Source organism: Microbacterium sp. ER1, from assembly GCF_023383675.1.
Taxonomy (GTDB): domain Bacteria; phylum Actinomycetota; class Actinomycetes; order Actinomycetales; family Microbacteriaceae; genus Microbacterium.
Genome location: NZ_QCXO01000137.1, coordinates 165,966 through 181,858, shown reverse-complemented (window position 1 = coordinate 181,858; position 15,893 = coordinate 165,966). Strand labels below are relative to the sequence as shown.

Annotated in this window: 20 protein-coding genes and 1 tRNA gene; 15 read left to right on the top strand and 6 right to left on the bottom strand. The window is 67.8% G+C overall.

What is annotated here, in order from left to right:
- The first annotated feature begins 101 nt into the window (after positions 1-101).
- Positions 102-1,106 carry a LacI family DNA-binding transcriptional regulator gene (locus tag BV453_RS12780; protein WP_249521759.1) on the top strand — a complete coding sequence of 335 codons (1,005 nt, stop codon included), beginning with the start codon at positions 102-104 and terminating at the stop codon, positions 1,104-1,106.
- A 3-nt stretch (positions 1,107-1,109) separates the two neighbouring features.
- Here the strand turns inward: BV453_RS12780 and BV453_RS12775 are convergent, their stop codons facing one another.
- Entirely contained in the window at positions 1,110-1,817 is a 708-nt protein-coding gene (locus BV453_RS12775) for a potassium channel family protein (RefSeq protein ID WP_082802896.1), read from the bottom strand.
- Positions 1,818-1,980: 163 nt separating this feature from the next.
- On the opposite strand from BV453_RS12775, the gene BV453_RS12770 reads away from it, so the two are divergent.
- Positions 1,981-2,072 (top strand) — tRNA-Ser (locus BV453_RS12770).
- Positions 2,073-2,166: 94 nt separating this feature from the next.
- On the opposite strand, the gene BV453_RS12765 is transcribed toward BV453_RS12770, so the two are convergent.
- The gene (locus BV453_RS12765) at positions 2,167-2,832 is read right to left on the bottom strand and encodes an SGNH/GDSL hydrolase family protein (RefSeq protein ID WP_126893491.1); all 666 of its coding nucleotides are present in this window, start codon (positions 2,830-2,832) and stop codon (positions 2,167-2,169) included.
- Between the two features lie 37 nt (positions 2,833-2,869).
- Positions 2,870-3,397, bottom strand: a complete 528-nt coding sequence (locus BV453_RS12760; protein ID WP_126893490.1) for a helix-turn-helix domain-containing protein — start codon at positions 3,395-3,397, stop codon at positions 2,870-2,872.
- A gap of 72 nt (positions 3,398-3,469) precedes the next feature.
- On the opposite strand from BV453_RS12760, the gene BV453_RS12755 reads away from it, so the two are divergent.
- The 3 genes from BV453_RS12755 to BV453_RS12745 are packed head-to-tail and all read left to right on the top strand — an operon-like array spanning position 3,470 to position 5,333.
- Positions 3,470-3,829: a hypothetical protein gene (locus tag BV453_RS12755; RefSeq protein ID WP_126893489.1), complete on the top strand. Its 360-nt coding sequence runs from the start codon at positions 3,470-3,472 to the stop codon at positions 3,827-3,829.
- Positions 3,826-4,542, top strand: a complete 717-nt coding sequence (locus tag BV453_RS12750) for an ABC transporter ATP-binding protein (protein ID WP_126893488.1) — start codon at positions 3,826-3,828, stop codon at positions 4,540-4,542. The genes BV453_RS12755 and BV453_RS12750 overlap by 4 nt, the downstream gene beginning before the upstream one ends.
- Positions 4,539-5,333 carry an ABC transporter permease gene (locus BV453_RS12745; RefSeq protein WP_249521758.1) on the top strand — a complete coding sequence of 265 codons (795 nt, stop codon included), beginning with the start codon at positions 4,539-4,541 and terminating at the stop codon, positions 5,331-5,333. Before BV453_RS12750 ends, BV453_RS12745 begins: the two co-directional genes overlap by 4 nt.
- Before the next feature lie 31 nt (positions 5,334-5,364).
- On the opposite strand, the gene BV453_RS12740 is transcribed toward BV453_RS12745, so the two are convergent.
- Positions 5,365-5,772, bottom strand: a complete 408-nt coding sequence (locus tag BV453_RS12740; protein ID WP_126893486.1) for a VOC family protein — start codon at positions 5,770-5,772, stop codon at positions 5,365-5,367.
- 73 nt (positions 5,773-5,845) lie between these two features.
- Between BV453_RS12740 and BV453_RS12735 the strand changes: the two genes are divergently transcribed.
- Positions 5,846-6,424, top strand: a complete 579-nt coding sequence (locus BV453_RS12735; RefSeq protein WP_126893485.1) for a TetR/AcrR family transcriptional regulator — start codon at positions 5,846-5,848, stop codon at positions 6,422-6,424.
- Here BV453_RS12735 and BV453_RS12730 read toward each other — a convergent pair.
- The gene (locus BV453_RS12730; protein ID WP_249521757.1) at positions 6,401-6,895 is read right to left on the bottom strand and encodes a MarR family winged helix-turn-helix transcriptional regulator; all 495 of its coding nucleotides are present in this window, start codon (positions 6,893-6,895) and stop codon (positions 6,401-6,403) included. The two genes, BV453_RS12735 and BV453_RS12730, sit on opposite strands and share 24 nt — an antisense overlap.
- Before the next feature lie 54 nt (positions 6,896-6,949).
- On the opposite strand from BV453_RS12730, the gene BV453_RS12725 reads away from it, so the two are divergent.
- Positions 6,950-7,984, top strand: coding sequence for a bifunctional NAD(P)H-dependent oxidoreductase/GNAT family N-acetyltransferase (locus tag BV453_RS12725; protein ID WP_249521756.1), 1,035 nt, complete (start codon positions 6,950-6,952; stop codon positions 7,982-7,984).
- A 315-nt stretch (positions 7,985-8,299) separates the two neighbouring features.
- Here BV453_RS12725 and BV453_RS12720 read toward each other — a convergent pair whose 3' ends face one another.
- Positions 8,300-8,791 (bottom strand): MarR family winged helix-turn-helix transcriptional regulator, encoded by a 492-nt coding sequence (locus BV453_RS12720; protein WP_249521755.1) that lies wholly within the window; start codon positions 8,789-8,791, stop codon positions 8,300-8,302.
- 116 nt (positions 8,792-8,907) lie between these two features.
- Between BV453_RS12720 and BV453_RS12715 the strand changes: the two genes are divergently transcribed.
- From BV453_RS12715 to sufU, 8 genes are all read left to right on the top strand, one after another.
- Entirely contained in the window at positions 8,908-9,699 is a 792-nt protein-coding gene (locus BV453_RS12715; protein WP_249521754.1) for an SDR family NAD(P)-dependent oxidoreductase, read from the top strand.
- A 51-nt stretch (positions 9,700-9,750) separates the two neighbouring features.
- Complete coding sequence (locus BV453_RS12710; RefSeq protein ID WP_085603957.1) at positions 9,751-11,370, top strand: sodium-dependent transporter; 1,620 nt, start codon at positions 9,751-9,753, stop codon at positions 11,368-11,370.
- Positions 11,367-11,501, top strand: a complete 135-nt coding sequence (locus BV453_RS12705; RefSeq protein WP_085603954.1) for a methionine/alanine import family NSS transporter small subunit — start codon at positions 11,367-11,369, stop codon at positions 11,499-11,501. Before BV453_RS12710 ends, BV453_RS12705 begins: the two co-directional genes overlap by 4 nt.
- An 84-nt stretch (positions 11,502-11,585) precedes the next feature.
- The gene (locus tag BV453_RS12700) at positions 11,586-12,449 is read left to right on the top strand and encodes an AraC family transcriptional regulator (protein ID WP_249521753.1); all 864 of its coding nucleotides are present in this window, start codon (positions 11,586-11,588) and stop codon (positions 12,447-12,449) included.
- An 86-nt stretch (positions 12,450-12,535) separates the two neighbouring features.
- Positions 12,536-13,171 carry a GyrI-like domain-containing protein gene (locus BV453_RS12695; RefSeq protein WP_249521752.1) on the top strand — a complete coding sequence of 212 codons (636 nt, stop codon included), beginning with the start codon at positions 12,536-12,538 and terminating at the stop codon, positions 13,169-13,171.
- 70 nt (positions 13,172-13,241) lie between these two features.
- Positions 13,242-14,045 (top strand): DUF1206 domain-containing protein, encoded by an 804-nt coding sequence (locus BV453_RS12690; protein WP_249521751.1) that lies wholly within the window; start codon positions 13,242-13,244, stop codon positions 14,043-14,045.
- Between the two features lie 54 nt (positions 14,046-14,099).
- A complete protein-coding gene (locus tag BV453_RS12685; RefSeq protein ID WP_249521750.1) occupies positions 14,100-15,407 on the top strand; it encodes a cysteine desulfurase in 1,308 nt (435 codons plus the stop codon).
- Entirely contained in the window at positions 15,404-15,838 is a 435-nt protein-coding gene (gene sufU, locus BV453_RS12680) for a Fe-S cluster assembly sulfur transfer protein SufU (RefSeq protein WP_025104553.1), read from the top strand. Before BV453_RS12685 ends, sufU begins: the two co-directional genes overlap by 4 nt.
- The last annotated feature ends 55 nt before the right edge of the window (positions 15,839-15,893 follow it).

The window sequence follows — 15,893 nt, the reverse complement described above, 5'->3', positions numbered from 1 at the left end:
GAGACTAGGGGCTGTGTTGACGCGTGTCAATACGGCATGAGAGTCTGAGGCGATCCCCGCGGATGAGTCGTTTCAGCGGCGGGAACCGGAGGGAGGGCGCGATGGCCGTCAGTGTGCGGGAGGTCGCCGAGGACGCGGGTGTCTCCGTCGGGACCGTCTCGAACGTGCTCAACCGGCCGGAGAAGGTGGCCGTGGAGACCGTCGCGCGTGTGCAGGCGTCCATCGACCGCCTCGGGTTCGTGCGCAACGACGCGGCACGGCAGCTCCGTGCGGGGCGCAGTCGGACGATCGGCCTCGTCGTGCTCGACATCCGCAACCCGTTCTTCGCCGAGGTGATCCGCGGAGCCGAGGAGCGCGCCGACCAGCACGGACTCTCCGTCCTCGTCGCCAACAGCGACGAGAAGCAGGAGCGGGAGGCGATGCATCTCGATCTCTTCGAGGAGCAGCGGGTGACCGGCGTGCTCGTCACTCCCGTGGCGGAGTCCCTGCCGCGGCTGGTGCGGATGCATGAGCGCGGGACGCACGCCGTGCTCGTCGACCGGGAATCGCAGGACGAGCGGTTCGCCTCCGTCGCCGTCGACGATGTCGAGGGCGGACGCATCGCGACCGAGCACCTGCTGGCGGTCGGTCGTCGCCGGATCGCCTTCGTCGGCGGCCCGGTCGCGCTGCGCCAGGTCTCCGACCGCCTGAGCGGCGCGCAGGCCGCGGCGGCCGCGGCGGGGATCGGGCTGGAGTTCATCCCGACCTCCGCGCTCACCGTCGAGGAGGGACGCCGGGCCGGTGCGCAGATCCTCGACCGCGCCCCCGGGGACCGGCCTGACGCGGTCTTCGCGGCGAACGACCTCCTGGCCCTGGGCCTCCTGCAGAGCCTGGTGATGACCGGCGACGCCCGGGTCCCCGAGGACATCGCACTCGTGGGCTACGACGACATCGACTTCGCGGCGGCCGCCGTGATCCCGCTCAGCTCGGTGCGGCAGCCGGCCGCTCTCATCGGCTCGACCGCCGTCGACCTGCTGCTGCGAGGCCAGGACGAGGTGGCGCCGGCGCCTGAGCACGTGCTGTTCCGGCCGGAGCTCGTCGCCCGCCGCTCGACGACCGGGGAGTGACCGTCAGGCCGGCGTCGATGTGGTGCGTTGGGCGCTCGCACCCCGCATGATGCGGGCGACGGCGGTGATGAGGAAGAGCTGCCCGGTGATCCCCTCGGCGACGGCCACCGCCTGCACGCCCGGTCCGACGGGGACGAGGTTCCCGTAGCCCGTCGTGGTCAGTGCCGTGAAGGAGAAGAAGAGCTGATTGCCGAGCGAGTCGTTCGCCGCATCTCCGAACAGCGGCGTCGGCAGCAGCAGCGACAGCAGGTTGTAGACGAAGGCGAAGAACATGCCGACGAGGATGTACGCGGTCACCGCGGCCAGGAGGGCCTCGACGTCGAGGCCTCGGCGGGTGACCTGGTGCGCGATGATGGCCCACGGCGCCACGAGCAGCGCGATCATGGAGGCGGCGGAGAGCGCCACGGCGAGCGCCGGACTGTCCGTGGCGAAGAACGCCGCGAGGAGGGCGGCCAGGCCGGCGGCCGAGAGCACGACCCACGACACCCGCTGCACCAGGGCGTGCGCCCTGGTCACGCGGAACACGATCGCGACCGTGACCAGCATCGCCAGGAACGCCCAGGGGCTGGGGACCGTGCCGGGCTGGGCCGCGCACAGCCCGTACGACACGATGAGGAGGGCGAGCACCGCGGCATAGCCCAGGGCGCCGCGCCTCGGGTCGGCCGGGGCGGCGAACCCCGCGCGGACGTGCGCTCCCGATGGCTCGGACATGGCGTCTCCTCTCGCGTCCGCGGGCGCCGGACCCTCGCAACGTGCGGCCAGTATCGCAGGGCATGCGGCCGGCTCCCGGGAGCATCCGAGATCGGCGGTTCGTGACCACGCGCCGGACCCGTTATGATGGTGGGGTGCATCCGTGCTCTCGAGCCGGATGCCTGGAGACGTCGCATAGTCCGGCCTAGTGCACCACCCTGCTAAGGTGGAGTCCCCTTACGGGGACCAGGGGTTCAAATCCCCTCGTCTCCGCCAAATTTTTCCTGGTCAGATCCGGTTTTCTTCCGGGAAACCGCCGGAACCACCGTTACCGAGATAGCCCCGACCCTCGTTGCTGGACAGCGGAGCTTCAGCGAGCATTGCGGTCTGCCATCAGGTGCGCGACGACCGGCGCGAGTGCGACGCCCAGGGCGTGGTGCTGGTCGGCGTCGAGATGCACGCCGTCGTGCTTGCTGCTGGTGGTGATCGTGTTCGAGTCGAAAAAGACGCAGCCGGTGTCTTCGCTGACCTGTCGAATTGCCTGCGCGAGACCCTGTGCGGCGATATCCCCGCCCGCGAACTTCGGGCCGATCGGTCCTCGAGGGTTCTCCAGCTGCGGGGGCGCGATGACGAGAATCGGCGGGGTAGGCATCCCGGGCTCGATCGGTGCTGTCCTGATCGCGTTGATGAGCGCTGCGATGCCCATCGCGGAGTGCCAGGGTTTGTGCTGGTGCATGGATTGGAAGTCGTTGGTGCCGAGTAGGAGAATCACGAGGTCGAGCGGTGATTGCGCTTCTATGACCTGTTGGATGCCGCTGAGGGCGTTCCGCCCCGGTTTGTATGGGTCGTCGAAGGCGGTGCGGCGCCCGTTGAGACAGTCCTCCGTGAGCCGGATGTGACCGTCCCATCCCGCGTTGAGCGCGGCGTGCAGAACTCCGGGCCAGCGCTCTTCGAAAGGAAGTCGCTGCCGAGTCGTCGGGACTATGCCCCAGGTCAGCGAGTCCGAGTACACAAGGATGTGCTTCGTCGTTGGCATCTTGGCTCCTTTGCGTTGCCGTCGTTTCTTTTTGCGTTCACGGGTCTGGAAGGAGGATCGTGGCGAGGTTGACGCGTTGCTGACCGTCCTCCCGTTCCGTCAGGTAAGGAGTGAGTAGCTCAGCGAGGCCTGCCTGAATCGTGGCGAGATCCTCCCTGCTCACGTACAAGGGCGTTCGGGCGAATCCGACCAGCTCGCGGGCTTCGGGAGAATCCGCGCTGAGGAAGCGATCGAAGTCACCCGTGACGTCTCCCAGGAAAGCCAGGAAGGCAGTGCTCAGCTGCGCGCTGCTCATCGCAGAAAGCTCAGCGTGGTCAATGGCTGCCATCCGGTCGCCCAGCGCCAAGGTTCGCTCGATCGCACCACGAGATCTGCGCTCGTCGACCACTGCGACAACCTCGGCATCGAGGAGGGCAGCCACATGTCGGTAGAGCGTGGCCTGCGGGATATCCGGGAGCGCCTCGCGCAACTGCGCCGTCGTGCGGTTGCGGCCACCCAGCTGCTGGACGATCCGCAATCGCACCGGGTGCAGTACGACCTTTGCCAGAGCAGTCCCGTCGGGCACGTTGACTCCTCACTGTTATCACGATGATAATGTTCTCAGTACGATTCCACTCTAGCGATCGAGGAGAGAACGATGACGAACATCACATACGACCGAGCCGGAGTGCACGTGCAGTTTCCCGGTTGGGAGTCGACGATGACGGGCTTGCCGAAGCTGTTGATTCCGAGGTCGGCGATCCGTGGTGTCGCGAGCGAACAGGGATGGACTTCCGAGATCCTCGGGATGAAGTCCGGTCTCGTCATCTCCGGCTACCGCAAACTGGGCACGTTTAGGCACCCTTCCGGGGTGCGGCGCCTGGTCTCAATGAAGCGCGGGCACCCGCTGCTGCGGATCGCCGTCGACCGGGCTGCCGTCGGGTTCGACGAGATCCTCCTGAGCACCGATGCTGCAGCGTCGATCGCGGCAGACCTCCGATCGGATGTGCACTCTTGAACGCTGCGATCGAGGTAGAGGCGCTCTCCAAGCGGTTCGGAAACGTCGTTGCACTCGAAGATGTGAACGTGAAAGTCGAGTATGGGCGCATCGTCGGGTTTCTCGGGCCCAATGGGGCAGGGAAATCGACGCTGATGCGCGCGCTACTCGGCCTGATCCGCTCAGACAGCGGTGAGACGCTCATCGCCGGCCTGCCCTACGCCCACCTGTCTGCGCCCGCAAGTACCGTGGGCGCGGTCCTGGACATCGCGTCAGCGCATCCACGCATGACAGCACGCGCTCACCTTCACACCTACGCGGCACTCGGAGGAATGGACCGGTCGCGGGTGGACACCGTGCTATCCCTCGTGGGGGCGCAGTCGTACGCCGATCGTCGAATCGGCGCCTTCTCCACCGGGATGCGGCAGCGCCTCGCGCTGGCCACCGCGATGCTCGGCGACCCGGACATCCTCGTGCTCGATGAGCCGTCGAACGGTCTGGACCCAAGCGGAATCGCGTGGCTCCGCACATTCCTGCGCGGGTTCGCCGATGCTGGCGGCGCCGTACTGCTCTCCAGCCATGTGCTTCATGAGATCGAGCACGCGATCGACGACGTCATCCTCATCGACCAGGGCCGCACCGTCTGGACGGGCGCGCTCGAACGACTCGTGGCGCAAGATGCTCCTCTCGAGGAAGCATTCCTGCACCTCACGCAGAAAGGACCTCTCTCATGAATGCCGTCTACGGAGAGGTCGTGCGACTGCGCGCCACCGGAGTAGCACTGTGGTCGGCAGTGGTTGCGCTCGCGTGTGGTGGCGGATTGACGCTTCTCCTTGCGCTCACCGGACCGCAGAACGCCCAGCCTCCCATGCCGGACATCGACACCCCCGAAGGCGTTGGATTCGTGCTCGGCATCGGGACCGTGCTTCTGTTCATCCCCGCGCTGGTCGGGACCATCGCGATCACAAGCGAGTATCGACACCGCACGATCGGCACGACGCTCCTCGTCGTTCCTCGACGGGGTCGAGTACTAACAGCCAAGCTCGCCGTGTACACAGCGCTGGGCATCGTCTACGGAATGATCGCATCTCTGTCGGCATTGCTCGCCCTGATCGTCGCAGCATGGGTGCGCGGTGTACCGCTGGGCGTCGATGCGGTGGATCTGGCGCCGGCCCCCATACAGCTCACCCTCGCCGCTGCGGCCTACATGCTGCTCGGAGTAGGTATCGGCGCGTTGGCGCGTTCACCCTTCGTCGCGATCGGCGTCGTGCTCGGCTACTTCCTGTTCGTCGAGTACATCCTGATGCTGGTTCCCGGCGTCAACGCGATTTACCCGTTCCTGCCGGGCGGCGCGACGGCATCGCTGACGAGTTTTGACTTCCTCACCGGCGCGATCGCGAGCCAGACAGCGCTGACGCCTGCGACGATGGTCTCACCTGTGCTCGGCGCTGCGATTCTCGTGGCATACGCGGTCATCGCGGCGATTCTCGCCGTCTTCGTTCCCCTTCGGCGAGACCTGAGGTGAACGGATCCAGGGTCTCGCCGAACGAAAGCCTCTATGTCTGCACATACGCGCTCGCGTAGTCCTCGCTGGGGGCCACGGGCTGGATGATGTCGAGCAGGACGCCGTCGGGGGCGGCAACGATGAAGTGCCGCTGACCGAAGTCCTCATCGCGAAGCGGTAACACCACGTTCGCCTCTGTCTTGCCGGCCAGCTGCGTGTGGACGGCATCGACGTCGCTGACTTCGAGGTTGACGATCACTCCTCGGGGAAGCTCACGGTATCCGTCCGGCACCGTGGGGTGATCGTGAGCCAAGATCGCCAGCTCGAACTCCCCTAAGCGCAAGCTGACATACCAGTCGGATTCAAAGGTCGTCTCAAAACCGATGAAGTCGCGGTAGAAGGACGCCGCGGCGTCGACATCGCGAGACATGAGCACGGGATAGAGGCTGGTGACGGACATTGCACTCCTTTACGTACGATATGAATGTAACGAAGTCAGTATACATACACACTGTACGTAAAGGGAGAGGACCATGCCTCGCGCCTCCGCGGCCGACGCCGCCCAGACAGCCCAACGCATCCTCGATTCGGCGAAGGAGCTCTTCTCGGCACGAGGCTTCAGCGAAGTCTCGGTCGATGACGTCGCCCGGGACTCCGGGGTCACGCGAGGCGCGGTCTACCACCACTACCGGAACAAGGTCGCACTGTTCGGCGAGGTCGTCGCCCGCCTCCAAGCCGACGTCGCACGAGCTGTCGTCGCGGCAGCAGAGAAGGCAGACCCGCAGCCTCTCGAACAGCTCAGGGCCGGGTCGCACGCGTTCCTCGATGCGATCACGAACGGGGCGGCCATGCGAATCCTGCTCATCGATGCACCAGCGGTGACCGGCTGGCAGGAATGGCGCCGACTCGACGCGGAGAACTCGGCGACGCATCTGCGAGAGGCACTACGTGAGGCGGGAGTTGCAGAAGACATCCTCGATGCGTCGACCGCGCAGCTCTCCGGCGCGATGAACGAGGCGGCTCTCTGGACGGCCCAACACGAGGACACCGACCTGGCTCGTCGGCAATCTCATAAGGTTCTCGACAGACTACTCACGGCCTACGTGTCGTAGAGCCGGTTCTGGGGCATGGGCGAGCTTTCCAGAGATTCGCACGATATCAAGGAGGTCGCGCGCGTCGAGCCGATCGGCGAAGCGGCGGCGCACGGATTCCAGGTGCACGGCAGTCGCTCCGCGAAGGGCGTCGAGCCCGAGTGGGGCGAGTACGAGCAGACAGCCGCGACCGTCTGCCGGGTCGGGGTCACGGCGAATCAGCTCTCGCGCTTCCATCCTGCCGGCCTGACGCGAGAGCCTGCTTCGCGACCACCCCATCTTCTGCGCCTGGGCATGCAGTGTGCTCGTCATCTCCGGCGTTTCGACCAGGGTGCTGAGTACTTCGTAGTCGGGCTCCGAGAGACCTGATGCAGCAAGGTCGTGCACCACACCGGCCTGCACTGCGATCGTCATGCGACGAAACGCGCGCCAGGCGACCTCCTCGTCCTCGCTCAACCAAGGCGCCGCCGACCCGATCCTTTTCGTTGACATGTAATCATTCTACGATCTATGCTCGTTTACATGTCAACGATATCGCCTAGAGTCGTGATCCTCACGTGCAGCACCAGGCCCGGAGCGATGGGCCCGGCGGTTGCAGACTGGCTCCTGCAAGCCCTCACCCCCCGCGCTGACGCACTCGACGTCGAGCTTCAGCATGTGTCGTTGCGCGATCTCGATCTCCCGTTCTTCGACGAGGAGGATCATCCTGCTCTCGGCGCCTATCGAAACCCGCACACCAAAGCGTGGAGCAAGATCGTCGACGAGGCGGATGGCTTCATCGCGGTCACACCTGAGTACAACTACGGCATGCCCGCAACGCTCAAGAACGCCCTCGACTACCTGAGCCATGAATGGGCGTGGAAGCCCATGGGATTCGTGAGCTACGGCAACACGTCAGCAGGCACCCGATCCGTACAGCACGCGAAACAGGTGACAACGACGCTTCGTCTCGTCCCGCTCGGCTCGACCGTCGCCCTGCGGCTGAAAGACACGATCGATTCGACTGGGGTTCGTCCGAGTGTACAGCTGACCGCGTCGGCGAAGGGCTTGCTGGAGGAGCTGGTCAGACTAGCTCACGCGCTCAAGCCCATGCGGGAGGCTGCACGACCCGGTATCGACGTTGGGCCGTTGCCCGGAAGCTACACACGCTCGTTGACTCCCGACGACGCCCCGCACGTACTGGTTCTGCAGCGATGCTGCTGGGTCGACGAGGCGTTGAGCAACGAAACACTAGACCTCGCTCCGTTCACCGAGACCCTCGAAGACGTGCAGACCTGGCTCACCGACTGGGAGACCATCGGACTCTGGCTCCACGGGCGTCTCATCGGAATGGTTCGCGCTCGACGCGCATCGCGAACAGGGCACATCGGCAGACTCGCCGTCGTTCCCGATCTCTACGGGCGGGGAATCGGGCGCTGGCTCCTCCGGCACGCGACGGATGCTCTCGCGAGCTCCTGCGACCGTATCGAGCTCAGCACCGGATCGCGGAGCACGAAGAACATCCATCTGTACACGAGCGAAGGGTTCGTCCAGCACACCGAGAACCCCGAAGGAACAGTCGAACTCGTCAAGCGCTTCTGAAGCGAAACCCGACGGACTGGCACTCGGCTTCCTGCCCATGCACCTACTTGTCGTCGCCCGGTTGAGGAATCGGCAGGCTTTCGAGGAATGCTCTTGCCGCAGGGGCGGGATTGAAGCTGCTCCACGCGAGGTGCTCGATACGGGTGGGGGCAGCGGTCACCGGGATCATTCGACAACTGCATACGTCGCGGGCTCTGCTAAGGTGGAGTCCCCTTACGGGGACCAGGGGTTCAAATCCCCTCGTCTCCGCACTGAGAAGCCCCGACGAGTCCGCTCGCCGGGGCTTTCGTGTTCTCGCGTGCGGGCGGGCCCTCCTCACGCCCGCGTCCCCGGCATCCAGGTCGGGTCGGGGGAGAGTGCGGCGGAGATCTTCCGGCTGGCCGCGCCGAGCTGCCGGGCCTGCGCCGGGGTCAGGGTGTCGAAGACGACGCGGCGGATGAGGGCCTGGTGTGCGGGGGTCGACTCCTCGACCTTCCGGTGGCCGGCGTCGGTGAGGATGCCGAGGGTGAAGCGCCCGTCCTCCGCATCGACCTCGCGCCGGATCCAGCCTTTCGCCTCCAGGCGGGTGACCGCACGGGAGAGTCGGGACAGCGTGCTGTTCGCGTAGCCCGCGAGGACACTGAGGCGGAGCGTGCGCTCCGGTGCCGCATCGAGGGCGTAGAGGATGCCGTGCTCGAAGTGGGTCAGTCCGCTGTCGCGCTGCAGTTGCGCGTCGAGGGCCGCGGGGAGCCGTTCGAGGAGCGTCGCGAGTGCCGACCAGACGTCCATCTCTTCGGTGCTCAAGGGGGCGGGGGAGGATGACGACATTCCTCCACCGTAGCGGTCGAGCCGTGCTCTTCGTTTGCTCAGGAAAGTGACTGGAGGCTAGTATGACTTGCTCAGGCAAGTGATGCGGGGCGTCCGCGGAAGTGAGAGGGAGACGGATGGAACTGGGGCTGCGCGGCAAGAGGGCGTTCATCAGCGGATCGAGCCAGGGGATCGGATACGCGGTCGCGTCGGCTCTCGCCGCCGAGGGTGTCGATGTCGTGATCAACGGTCGCGACGAGGGGCGGGTCGACGCGGCGGTCGGCGTGCTGGCCCTCGCGCACCCGGAGGTGACCGTGTCCGGGATCGCCGCGGACTTCACCGACCCGTCGCAGGTGGCGCGGCTGACGGAGCGGCTCGGTGACGTCGACATCCTCGTCAACAACGTCGGTCTCTTCGGTCTCGCCGACTTCGCGGACGTCGCCGATGCGGACTGGGCGCACTACTTCGAGGTGAACGTGATGAGCGGCGTGCGCCTCTCCCGGTCTCTCCTGCCGGGGATGAGGGAACGGGGCTGGGGGCGCATCGTCTTCGTCAGCAGCGAGTCCGGCGTCAACGTCCCGGCCGACATGGTGCACTACGGCGTGACGAAGGCCGCGATGATCGCGCTCGGGAACGGGTTGGCCAAACTCACCCGCGGCACCGGCGTGACGGTGAACACCGTCCTAGGCGGCCCGACCTACTCGGAGGGGGTCGCGGCGAGTGTCGCCGCGGTCGCCGAGGCCCGGTCCGTCTCCGAGGAGGTGATGAAGGAGGCGATCATCGGACAGAACACGACCACACTGCTGGGGCGCTTCCTCGATCCGGCCGAGGTCGCCGACCTCGTCGTCTACCTCTCCAGCGTCCGCGCATCGGCGACGAACGGCGCCGCGCTGCGGGCGGACGGCGGGGTGCTGACCGCGATGCTGTGAGCGTGGCCGGGCGAGTCGCCCGGGTGTCCCGGTTCGGGTATCCTCGCGGGCATGCCTGAACCGACCCAGACCCCGCAGCGCGAGGCCTTCGGCTCGCGGAACGTGTTCATCCTCTCGGCGATCGGCTCGGCCGTGGGTCTCGGGAACATCTGGCGCTTCCCCTACGTCGCCTACGAAGGCGGCGGCGGTGCGTTCCTCATTCCGTACCTGTGCGCGCTGCTGACCGCCGGCATCCCGCTGCTGTTCCTCGACTACGCGATCGGCCACCGGTTCCGGGGCTCCGCGCCCCTCGCGTTCCGACGCCTGCACCGGGCCGCCGAACCGCTGGGCTGGTGGCAGGTGCTGATCTGCGTCGTCATCGCGGTGTACTACGCCGTGATCGTCGCGTGGGCGGGCATGTACACCTGGTTCTCCGCGCAGCTCACCTGGGGTGCGGGCAACGAGAACGACTTCTTCTTCGTCGACTTCCTGAAGTCCGCCGACGTCGGGGAGGTCGGCCTCTCCGGCGAGTTCGTGCCGCAGGTGGGCCTGCCGCTGATCGCGGTGTGGCTGATCGTCATCATCATCATGGCGCTCGGCGTCAAGCGCGGCATCGGTCGCGCCAACATGATCCTGATGCCGCTGCTCACCCTCATGTTCGCGGTGCTCGTCGTTCAGGCCCTCTTCCTCCCTGGCGCGCTGGACGGTCTGAACGCGTTCTTCACGCCGAACTGGGAGGCGCTCGCCGATCCGGCCGTGTGGGCCTCCGCCTACGGGCACATCTTCTTCTCGCTGTCCGTCGCGTTCGGGATCATGGTGACGTACGCGTCCTACCTCAAGCGCAAGACCGACCTCACCGGCTCCGGTCTCGTGGTCGCGTTCGCCAACTCCGGTTTCGAGATCCTCGCCGGCATCGGCGTCTTCGCCGCCCTCGGGTTCATGGCCCAGGCGCAGGGCACGGATGTCTCCGGCGTCGCGACCTCGGGCATCGGTCTCGCGTTCGTCGCCTTCCCCACGATCGTGTCGCAGGCGACCGGCGGCTCGATCATCGGCGTGCTGTTCTTCGGTGCCCTCGTCTTCGCGGGGGTGACCTCGCTCATCTCGATCCTCGAGGTGATCGTGGCCGCCCTGCAGGACAAGCTCGGGTGGGGACGGGTGCGCACCACCCTCATCGTCTCCATCCCGCTCGCCGTCATCTCCATGGCCCTGTTCTCCACCACCACCGCGCTGTCGGTGCTCGACACCACCGACGCCTTCGTCAACGCCTTCGGCATCATGGCGGTCGCCCTCGTCGCGGTGATCGTGGTGGCGTGGGTGCTGCACAGGCTGCCGCAGCTGCAGGAGCACCTCAACCGGCGATCCAGCTTCCGGGTCGGGCTGCTCTGGCGCCTGCTCGTGGGTGTGCTGGCCCCGCTCGTGCTCGGTTACCTGCTCATCACCGAACTCCTGACGAAGATCGCCGAGCCGTACAGCGGCTACCCCGGCTGGTTCCTCGGCGTGTTCGGCTGGGGCATGGTCATCGCGCTGGTGGTCGGCGGAGTGCTGCTGTCGCTGGTGCCGTGGAGCAGGCGCTCGCGCGCCAAGGACGACGTCGGGTACGACGACTTCCTCGACCAGGAGGAGTACGCCGCCGACCCGGAGACGACGAGCATCGCCGTCCCGGCGGCGCAGACGAAGGGAGCGGGAGCATGACCACCACCGCGATCGTCATGATGATCATCGCCATGGTCACGGTGTGGGGCGGCCTCATCGCCGCCGTCGTGAACCTCGCCCGCCATCCCGAGGTGGAGGACGCCGAGCCGGCGGTCCCGGTCGAGCTCTGATCCCCGGCCCGATCGCATCGGACCACGACGATCGGGTGCAGGCGGGGACTGCGGCGAAACGATGGTGGGGAAAGGAGGGCCCCCGTGATCGGCACGCTCAACGCCCTGGTCGACCTCGTCGACGCGGACCACGGTCAGGAGATCGACGTCGCCGCGTTCGCCCGTGCGCACGGCACCACCGAGTACCACCTGCGACGGATGTTCTCGGCGCTCGCCGGGATGCCGTTGACCGAGTATGTGCGGCGTCGTCGGATGACGCTCGCCGGCGCGGAGCTCGCCGCCGGCGCGCCGAGTCTGCTCGATGTCGCCGTTCGGCACGGCTACAGCTCGACCGAGGCGTTCGCCCGGGCGTTCCGCGCCGTGCACGGCATCGGGCCGGCGGACGCGCGTCGGCACGGGGGTCCTCTCCGCACACAACCCACGCTCCGGTTCCGCCTGAGCGTCGAAGGGAGCACCCCGATGGATGTCACCATCACCCACCGCCCCGCGTTCGTCCTCGTCGGCCATGCCGCGGAGGTCCCGCTGATCCACGTCGGCGTCAATCCGCACATCCAGGCGCACATCGCCGGCATCCCGCCGGAGGAGCACGCCCGACTCAAAGCCCTCGGGAACGAGGAGCCCGCGGGCATCCTCGCCGTGACCGCCGACATCGATCCGGATGCCCCGGAGGGGACGCCGCTGACGTACCTGCACGGGGTGGCCGTGCGCGCCGACACCGCGGTTCCCGACGACCTCGACGCCCTGCGCGTGGCGGAGGGCACCTGGGCCGTGTTCGGCGCGAGCGGACCCTTCCCCGAGACCCTGCAGAATCTGTGGGCGGCGACGGCGACCGAGTGGTTCCCGTCGAACCCATGGCGGCTGCGGCCCGGGCCCTCGATCGTCCGCTACCGGGAGTTCACCGGCGACACGGCCTCCTGCGAGCTCTGGCTCCCCGTCGAGCAGAGCTGACCGCCCATCGGGTCGGGCCTCTGGGGCTCGACCCGATGTCGGTGCCCGGTGGCACACTGACCGCACGACGTACCGAGAGGCGGGCCATGACGGCGATCGATCCCAAGAAGACGCTCGACGCGTATCAGGCGAAGCGGGGTGCCTTCCGTGTCCTCGAGGTGCCACCGCTGACCTATCTGATGATCAACGGCGCCGGAGATCCGAACACCGCTCCGGCCTTCTTCGATGCGGTCGCGGCGCTCTACCCGCTGGCGTACACCCTCAAGTTCGCCAGTCGCGCCGAGCTCGGCATCGATCAGGTCGTGATGCCCCTGGAAGGCCTGTGGCACGCGCCCGACATGGCGTCGTTCACCACCCGGCGCGACAAGTCGACCTGGCTCTGGACGCTCATGATCATGGTGGGCGATCACGTCACTCCCGCCCTGTTCGACCGCGCGGTCGAGACGGTCGCGGCGAAGAGCGCGAAGAAGGGGGAAGAGCTTCCGGCGCTGGCCGCCGTTCGGCGGGAGGTCCTCGACGAGGGCCTCTGCGTGCAGACGTTGCACATCGGGCCGTTCGACGATGAAGGACCCGTGCTCGAGGAGCTGCACGAGCGCTTCGTCCCGGAGAACGGGTTGCAGATGCGCGGGCGGCACCACGAGATCTACCTCAGTGACCGTCGTCGAACGGCTCCGGAGAAGCTGCGCACCATCCTGCGGCAGCCCGTCGAACGGATCACCTGAGCGCTGTCGCACCGGGGGTCCGGAAAGCAACCCCCTGATCGGGACGCGCCGCGGCGGATACTCTTCGAGCATGAGCACCGTCAAGCATGCGGCGCGCGTGGCGAAGGACTCCACCGCGTTCCGGCGGACCGCCCGCGCGGGATTCGTGGTCCTCGGCATCATCCACATCATCATCGGCGCGATCGCCATCACGATCGCGGCCGGCGGGTCGGGGGACGCCGACCAGGACGGCGCGATGGAGCAGGTGCGCAACAACCCCATCGGCGGACTGCTGCTGCTCGCGATCGCCGTGGGCCTCTTCGCGCTCGCCGTGTGGCAGGTGGCGAGCGGGTTCCTGGCCGCCGACCCCGCCGAGACGAAGAAGTGGGGCAAGCGCCTCAAGCTCTTCGGGATCTCGGGCACCTACCTGGTGATCGCCGGCCTCGCACTCGTCTACGCGGTGGGCGGCCGCGCGGAGTCCTCCGACGCGTCGAAGACCCTGAGCCAGGTGGTCCTGGCCGCACCCGGCGGGGTGGCCCTGCTCGTGGTGATCGGCCTCAGCGTCATCGGTGTCGGCATCGGCTTCATCATCGGCGGGATCATGCGCTCCTTCCGCAAGCTCATCGACGTGCCGACCGGAGCCGCCCGCGCCGGCGTGATGGCGCTCGGCATCGTGGGCTACATCGGCAAGGGCATCGCGGTGGGGGTCACCGGGGTGCTGTTCGTGGTGGCGGCCGTGACGCAGGACCCGGAACGCGCCGCGGGTCTCGACGCCGCTCTGCACAGCCTCCTCAGTCTGCCGTTCGGCCGGCTCATCCTCGGTGCGGTCGGCATCGGCTTCGCGCTGTACGGGGCCTTCTGCATCGCCCGCGCCCGCCTCGCCCGCATGTCATAGTCCTTCCGCGCCTCCGCCGGGCCCCGGTCGGCCGGAAGATGGGAGACTGGAACGATGAGCGCTTCTCCCGGAGTCGACGTGATCACCCCGCTGACCGAGACCGAGGTGCAGCGGATCCGCGAGGACTTCCCGATCCTGCACACCCGCGTCCACGGGCACCCGCTGGCGTACCTCGACTCGGGGGCGACCTCGCAGCGTCCGGAGTCCGTGCTCGACGCCGAACGCCGCTTCGCCACCACGATGAACGCGGCCGTCCACCGCGGTGCCCACACGCTGGCCGCCGAGGCGACCGAGCTCTTCGAAGACGCCCGCAGCACCCTCGCCCGGTTCGTGGGCGCCGATGACGACGAGATCGTCTGGACCTCGAACGCCACCGAAGCGGTCAACCTCGTCGCCTACTCTCTCTCCAACGCCTCCCTCGGCCGGGGTGGCGCCGCGGCCGAGTCTCTCCGGCTCCGCGAAGGGGACGAGATCGTCACCACCGAGATGGAGCACCACGCCAACCTCATCCCCTGGCAGGAGCTCGCCGCGCGCACCGGGGCCACGCTCCGGGTCATCCCGCTCGACGACGACGGGGCCCTCCGTCTGGATGCGGCCGCGGAGATCATCTCGGAGCGCACGAAGCTCGTGGCCTTCACCCACGTGTCGAACGTTCTGGGCGTGATCAACCCCGTCGAGACCCTCGTCGCGCTGGCCAGGGAGGTCGGCGCCCTCACCCTGCTCGACGCCTGCCAGTCGGCTCCGCACCTCCCGCTGGACCTGCACGCGCTCGGCGTCGACTTCGCGGTCCTCTCCGGCCACAAGATGCTCGGCCCCACCGGCATCGGGGCGCTCTACGGCCGTCGCGAGGTCCTCACCGCGATGCCCCCGTTCCTCACCGGCGGCTCCATGATCACGACGGTGACCACGACCGCGGCCGAGTACCTGCCGCCGCCGCAGCGCTTCGAAGCGGGCACGCAGCGGGTGTCCCAGGCGATCGCGCTCGCCGCTGCCGTCGACTACCTCTCCGCGGTCGGCATGGAGCGCATCGCCGCCCACGAGGCCGCGTTCGGGCAGCGTCTCGTCGAAGGACTCGGCGCGATCGACGGCGTGCGCGTCCTGGGCGCGGGCATCGAGCTGCCGCGGGTCGGTCTCGCGAGCTTCGACGTGGCCGGGATCCACTCGCACGACGTCGGGCAGTTCCTCGACGACCGGGGCATCGCGGTGCGCGTCGGTCACCACTGCGCGCAGCCCCTGCACCGTCGGCTGGGCGTGACCTCATCGACGAGGGCGAGCACCTACCTGTACACCACCGCGTCCGAGGTGGACGCCGTCATCGAGGCGGTCGCCGGGGCGATCGCGTTCTTCGGGAGGGGCGCATGAGCGACCTGCAGAGCCTGTACCAGGAGCTGATCCTCGACCACTCGCGCACGCCGCACGGTTTCGGGCTCCGCGAGGAGATCCCGGCCCAGTCGCATCAGCTCAACCCGACCTGCGGCGACGAGATCACGCTGCAGGTGCATCGCAGTGCCGACGGCGGCGTGGAGGCGATCGCGTGGGAGGGACACGGGTGCGCCATCTCCCAGGCGTCCGCGTCCCTGCTCGCCGAGCTCGCCGAGGGCCTCACCGTGGACGAGCTCGAGGTGCGCATCGCTGCCTTCCGCGAGGCGATGCGCTCCCGCGGCACGATCGAGCCGGACGAGGAACTGCTCGGCGATGCCGCGGCGCTCGGGGGAGTCTCGCGGTACGTGGCGCGCGTGAAGTGCGCCATGCTCGCCTGGGTGGCGGCGGAGGACGCGCTCACGCGCCTCTGACCGCGTTCGCCTCCCTCCTCGACGGGAATAGCATCCGCCGGCAGGCGTTGGCCCG

Excerpts from the sequence above, each read along its gene's own strand:
- BV453_RS12780 (WP_249521759.1), top strand. The coding sequence starts at position 102 with ATGGCCGTCAGTGTGCGGGAGGTCGCCGAGGACGCGGGTGTCTCCGTC.
- BV453_RS12775 (WP_082802896.1), bottom strand. The coding sequence starts at position 1,817 with ATGTCCGAGCCATCGGGAGCGCACGTCCGCGCGGGGTTCGCCGCCCCG.
- BV453_RS12765 (WP_126893491.1), bottom strand. The coding sequence starts at position 2,832 with ATGCCAACGACGAAGCACATCCTTGTGTACTCGGACTCGCTGACCTGG.
- BV453_RS12755 (WP_126893489.1), top strand. The coding sequence starts at position 3,470 with ATGACGAACATCACATACGACCGAGCCGGAGTGCACGTGCAGTTTCCC.
- BV453_RS12745 (WP_249521758.1), top strand. The coding sequence starts at position 4,539 with ATGAATGCCGTCTACGGAGAGGTCGTGCGACTGCGCGCCACCGGAGTA.
- BV453_RS12740 (WP_126893486.1), bottom strand. The coding sequence starts at position 5,772 with ATGTCCGTCACCAGCCTCTATCCCGTGCTCATGTCTCGCGATGTCGAC.
- BV453_RS12735 (WP_126893485.1), top strand. The coding sequence starts at position 5,846 with ATGCCTCGCGCCTCCGCGGCCGACGCCGCCCAGACAGCCCAACGCATC.
- BV453_RS12730 (WP_249521757.1), bottom strand. The coding sequence starts at position 6,895 with ATGTCAACGAAAAGGATCGGGTCGGCGGCGCCTTGGTTGAGCGAGGAC.
- BV453_RS12720 (WP_249521755.1), bottom strand. The coding sequence starts at position 8,791 with ATGTCGTCATCCTCCCCCGCCCCCTTGAGCACCGAAGAGATGGACGTC.
- BV453_RS12715 (WP_249521754.1), top strand. The coding sequence starts at position 8,908 with ATGGAACTGGGGCTGCGCGGCAAGAGGGCGTTCATCAGCGGATCGAGC.
- BV453_RS12710 (WP_085603957.1), top strand. The coding sequence starts at position 9,751 with ATGCCTGAACCGACCCAGACCCCGCAGCGCGAGGCCTTCGGCTCGCGG.
- BV453_RS12705 (WP_085603954.1), top strand. The coding sequence starts at position 11,367 with ATGACCACCACCGCGATCGTCATGATGATCATCGCCATGGTCACGGTG.
- BV453_RS12695 (WP_249521752.1), top strand. The coding sequence starts at position 12,536 with ATGACGGCGATCGATCCCAAGAAGACGCTCGACGCGTATCAGGCGAAG.
- BV453_RS12690 (WP_249521751.1), top strand. The coding sequence starts at position 13,242 with ATGAGCACCGTCAAGCATGCGGCGCGCGTGGCGAAGGACTCCACCGCG.
- BV453_RS12685 (WP_249521750.1), top strand. The coding sequence starts at position 14,100 with ATGAGCGCTTCTCCCGGAGTCGACGTGATCACCCCGCTGACCGAGACC.
- sufU (WP_025104553.1), top strand. The coding sequence starts at position 15,404 with ATGAGCGACCTGCAGAGCCTGTACCAGGAGCTGATCCTCGACCACTCG.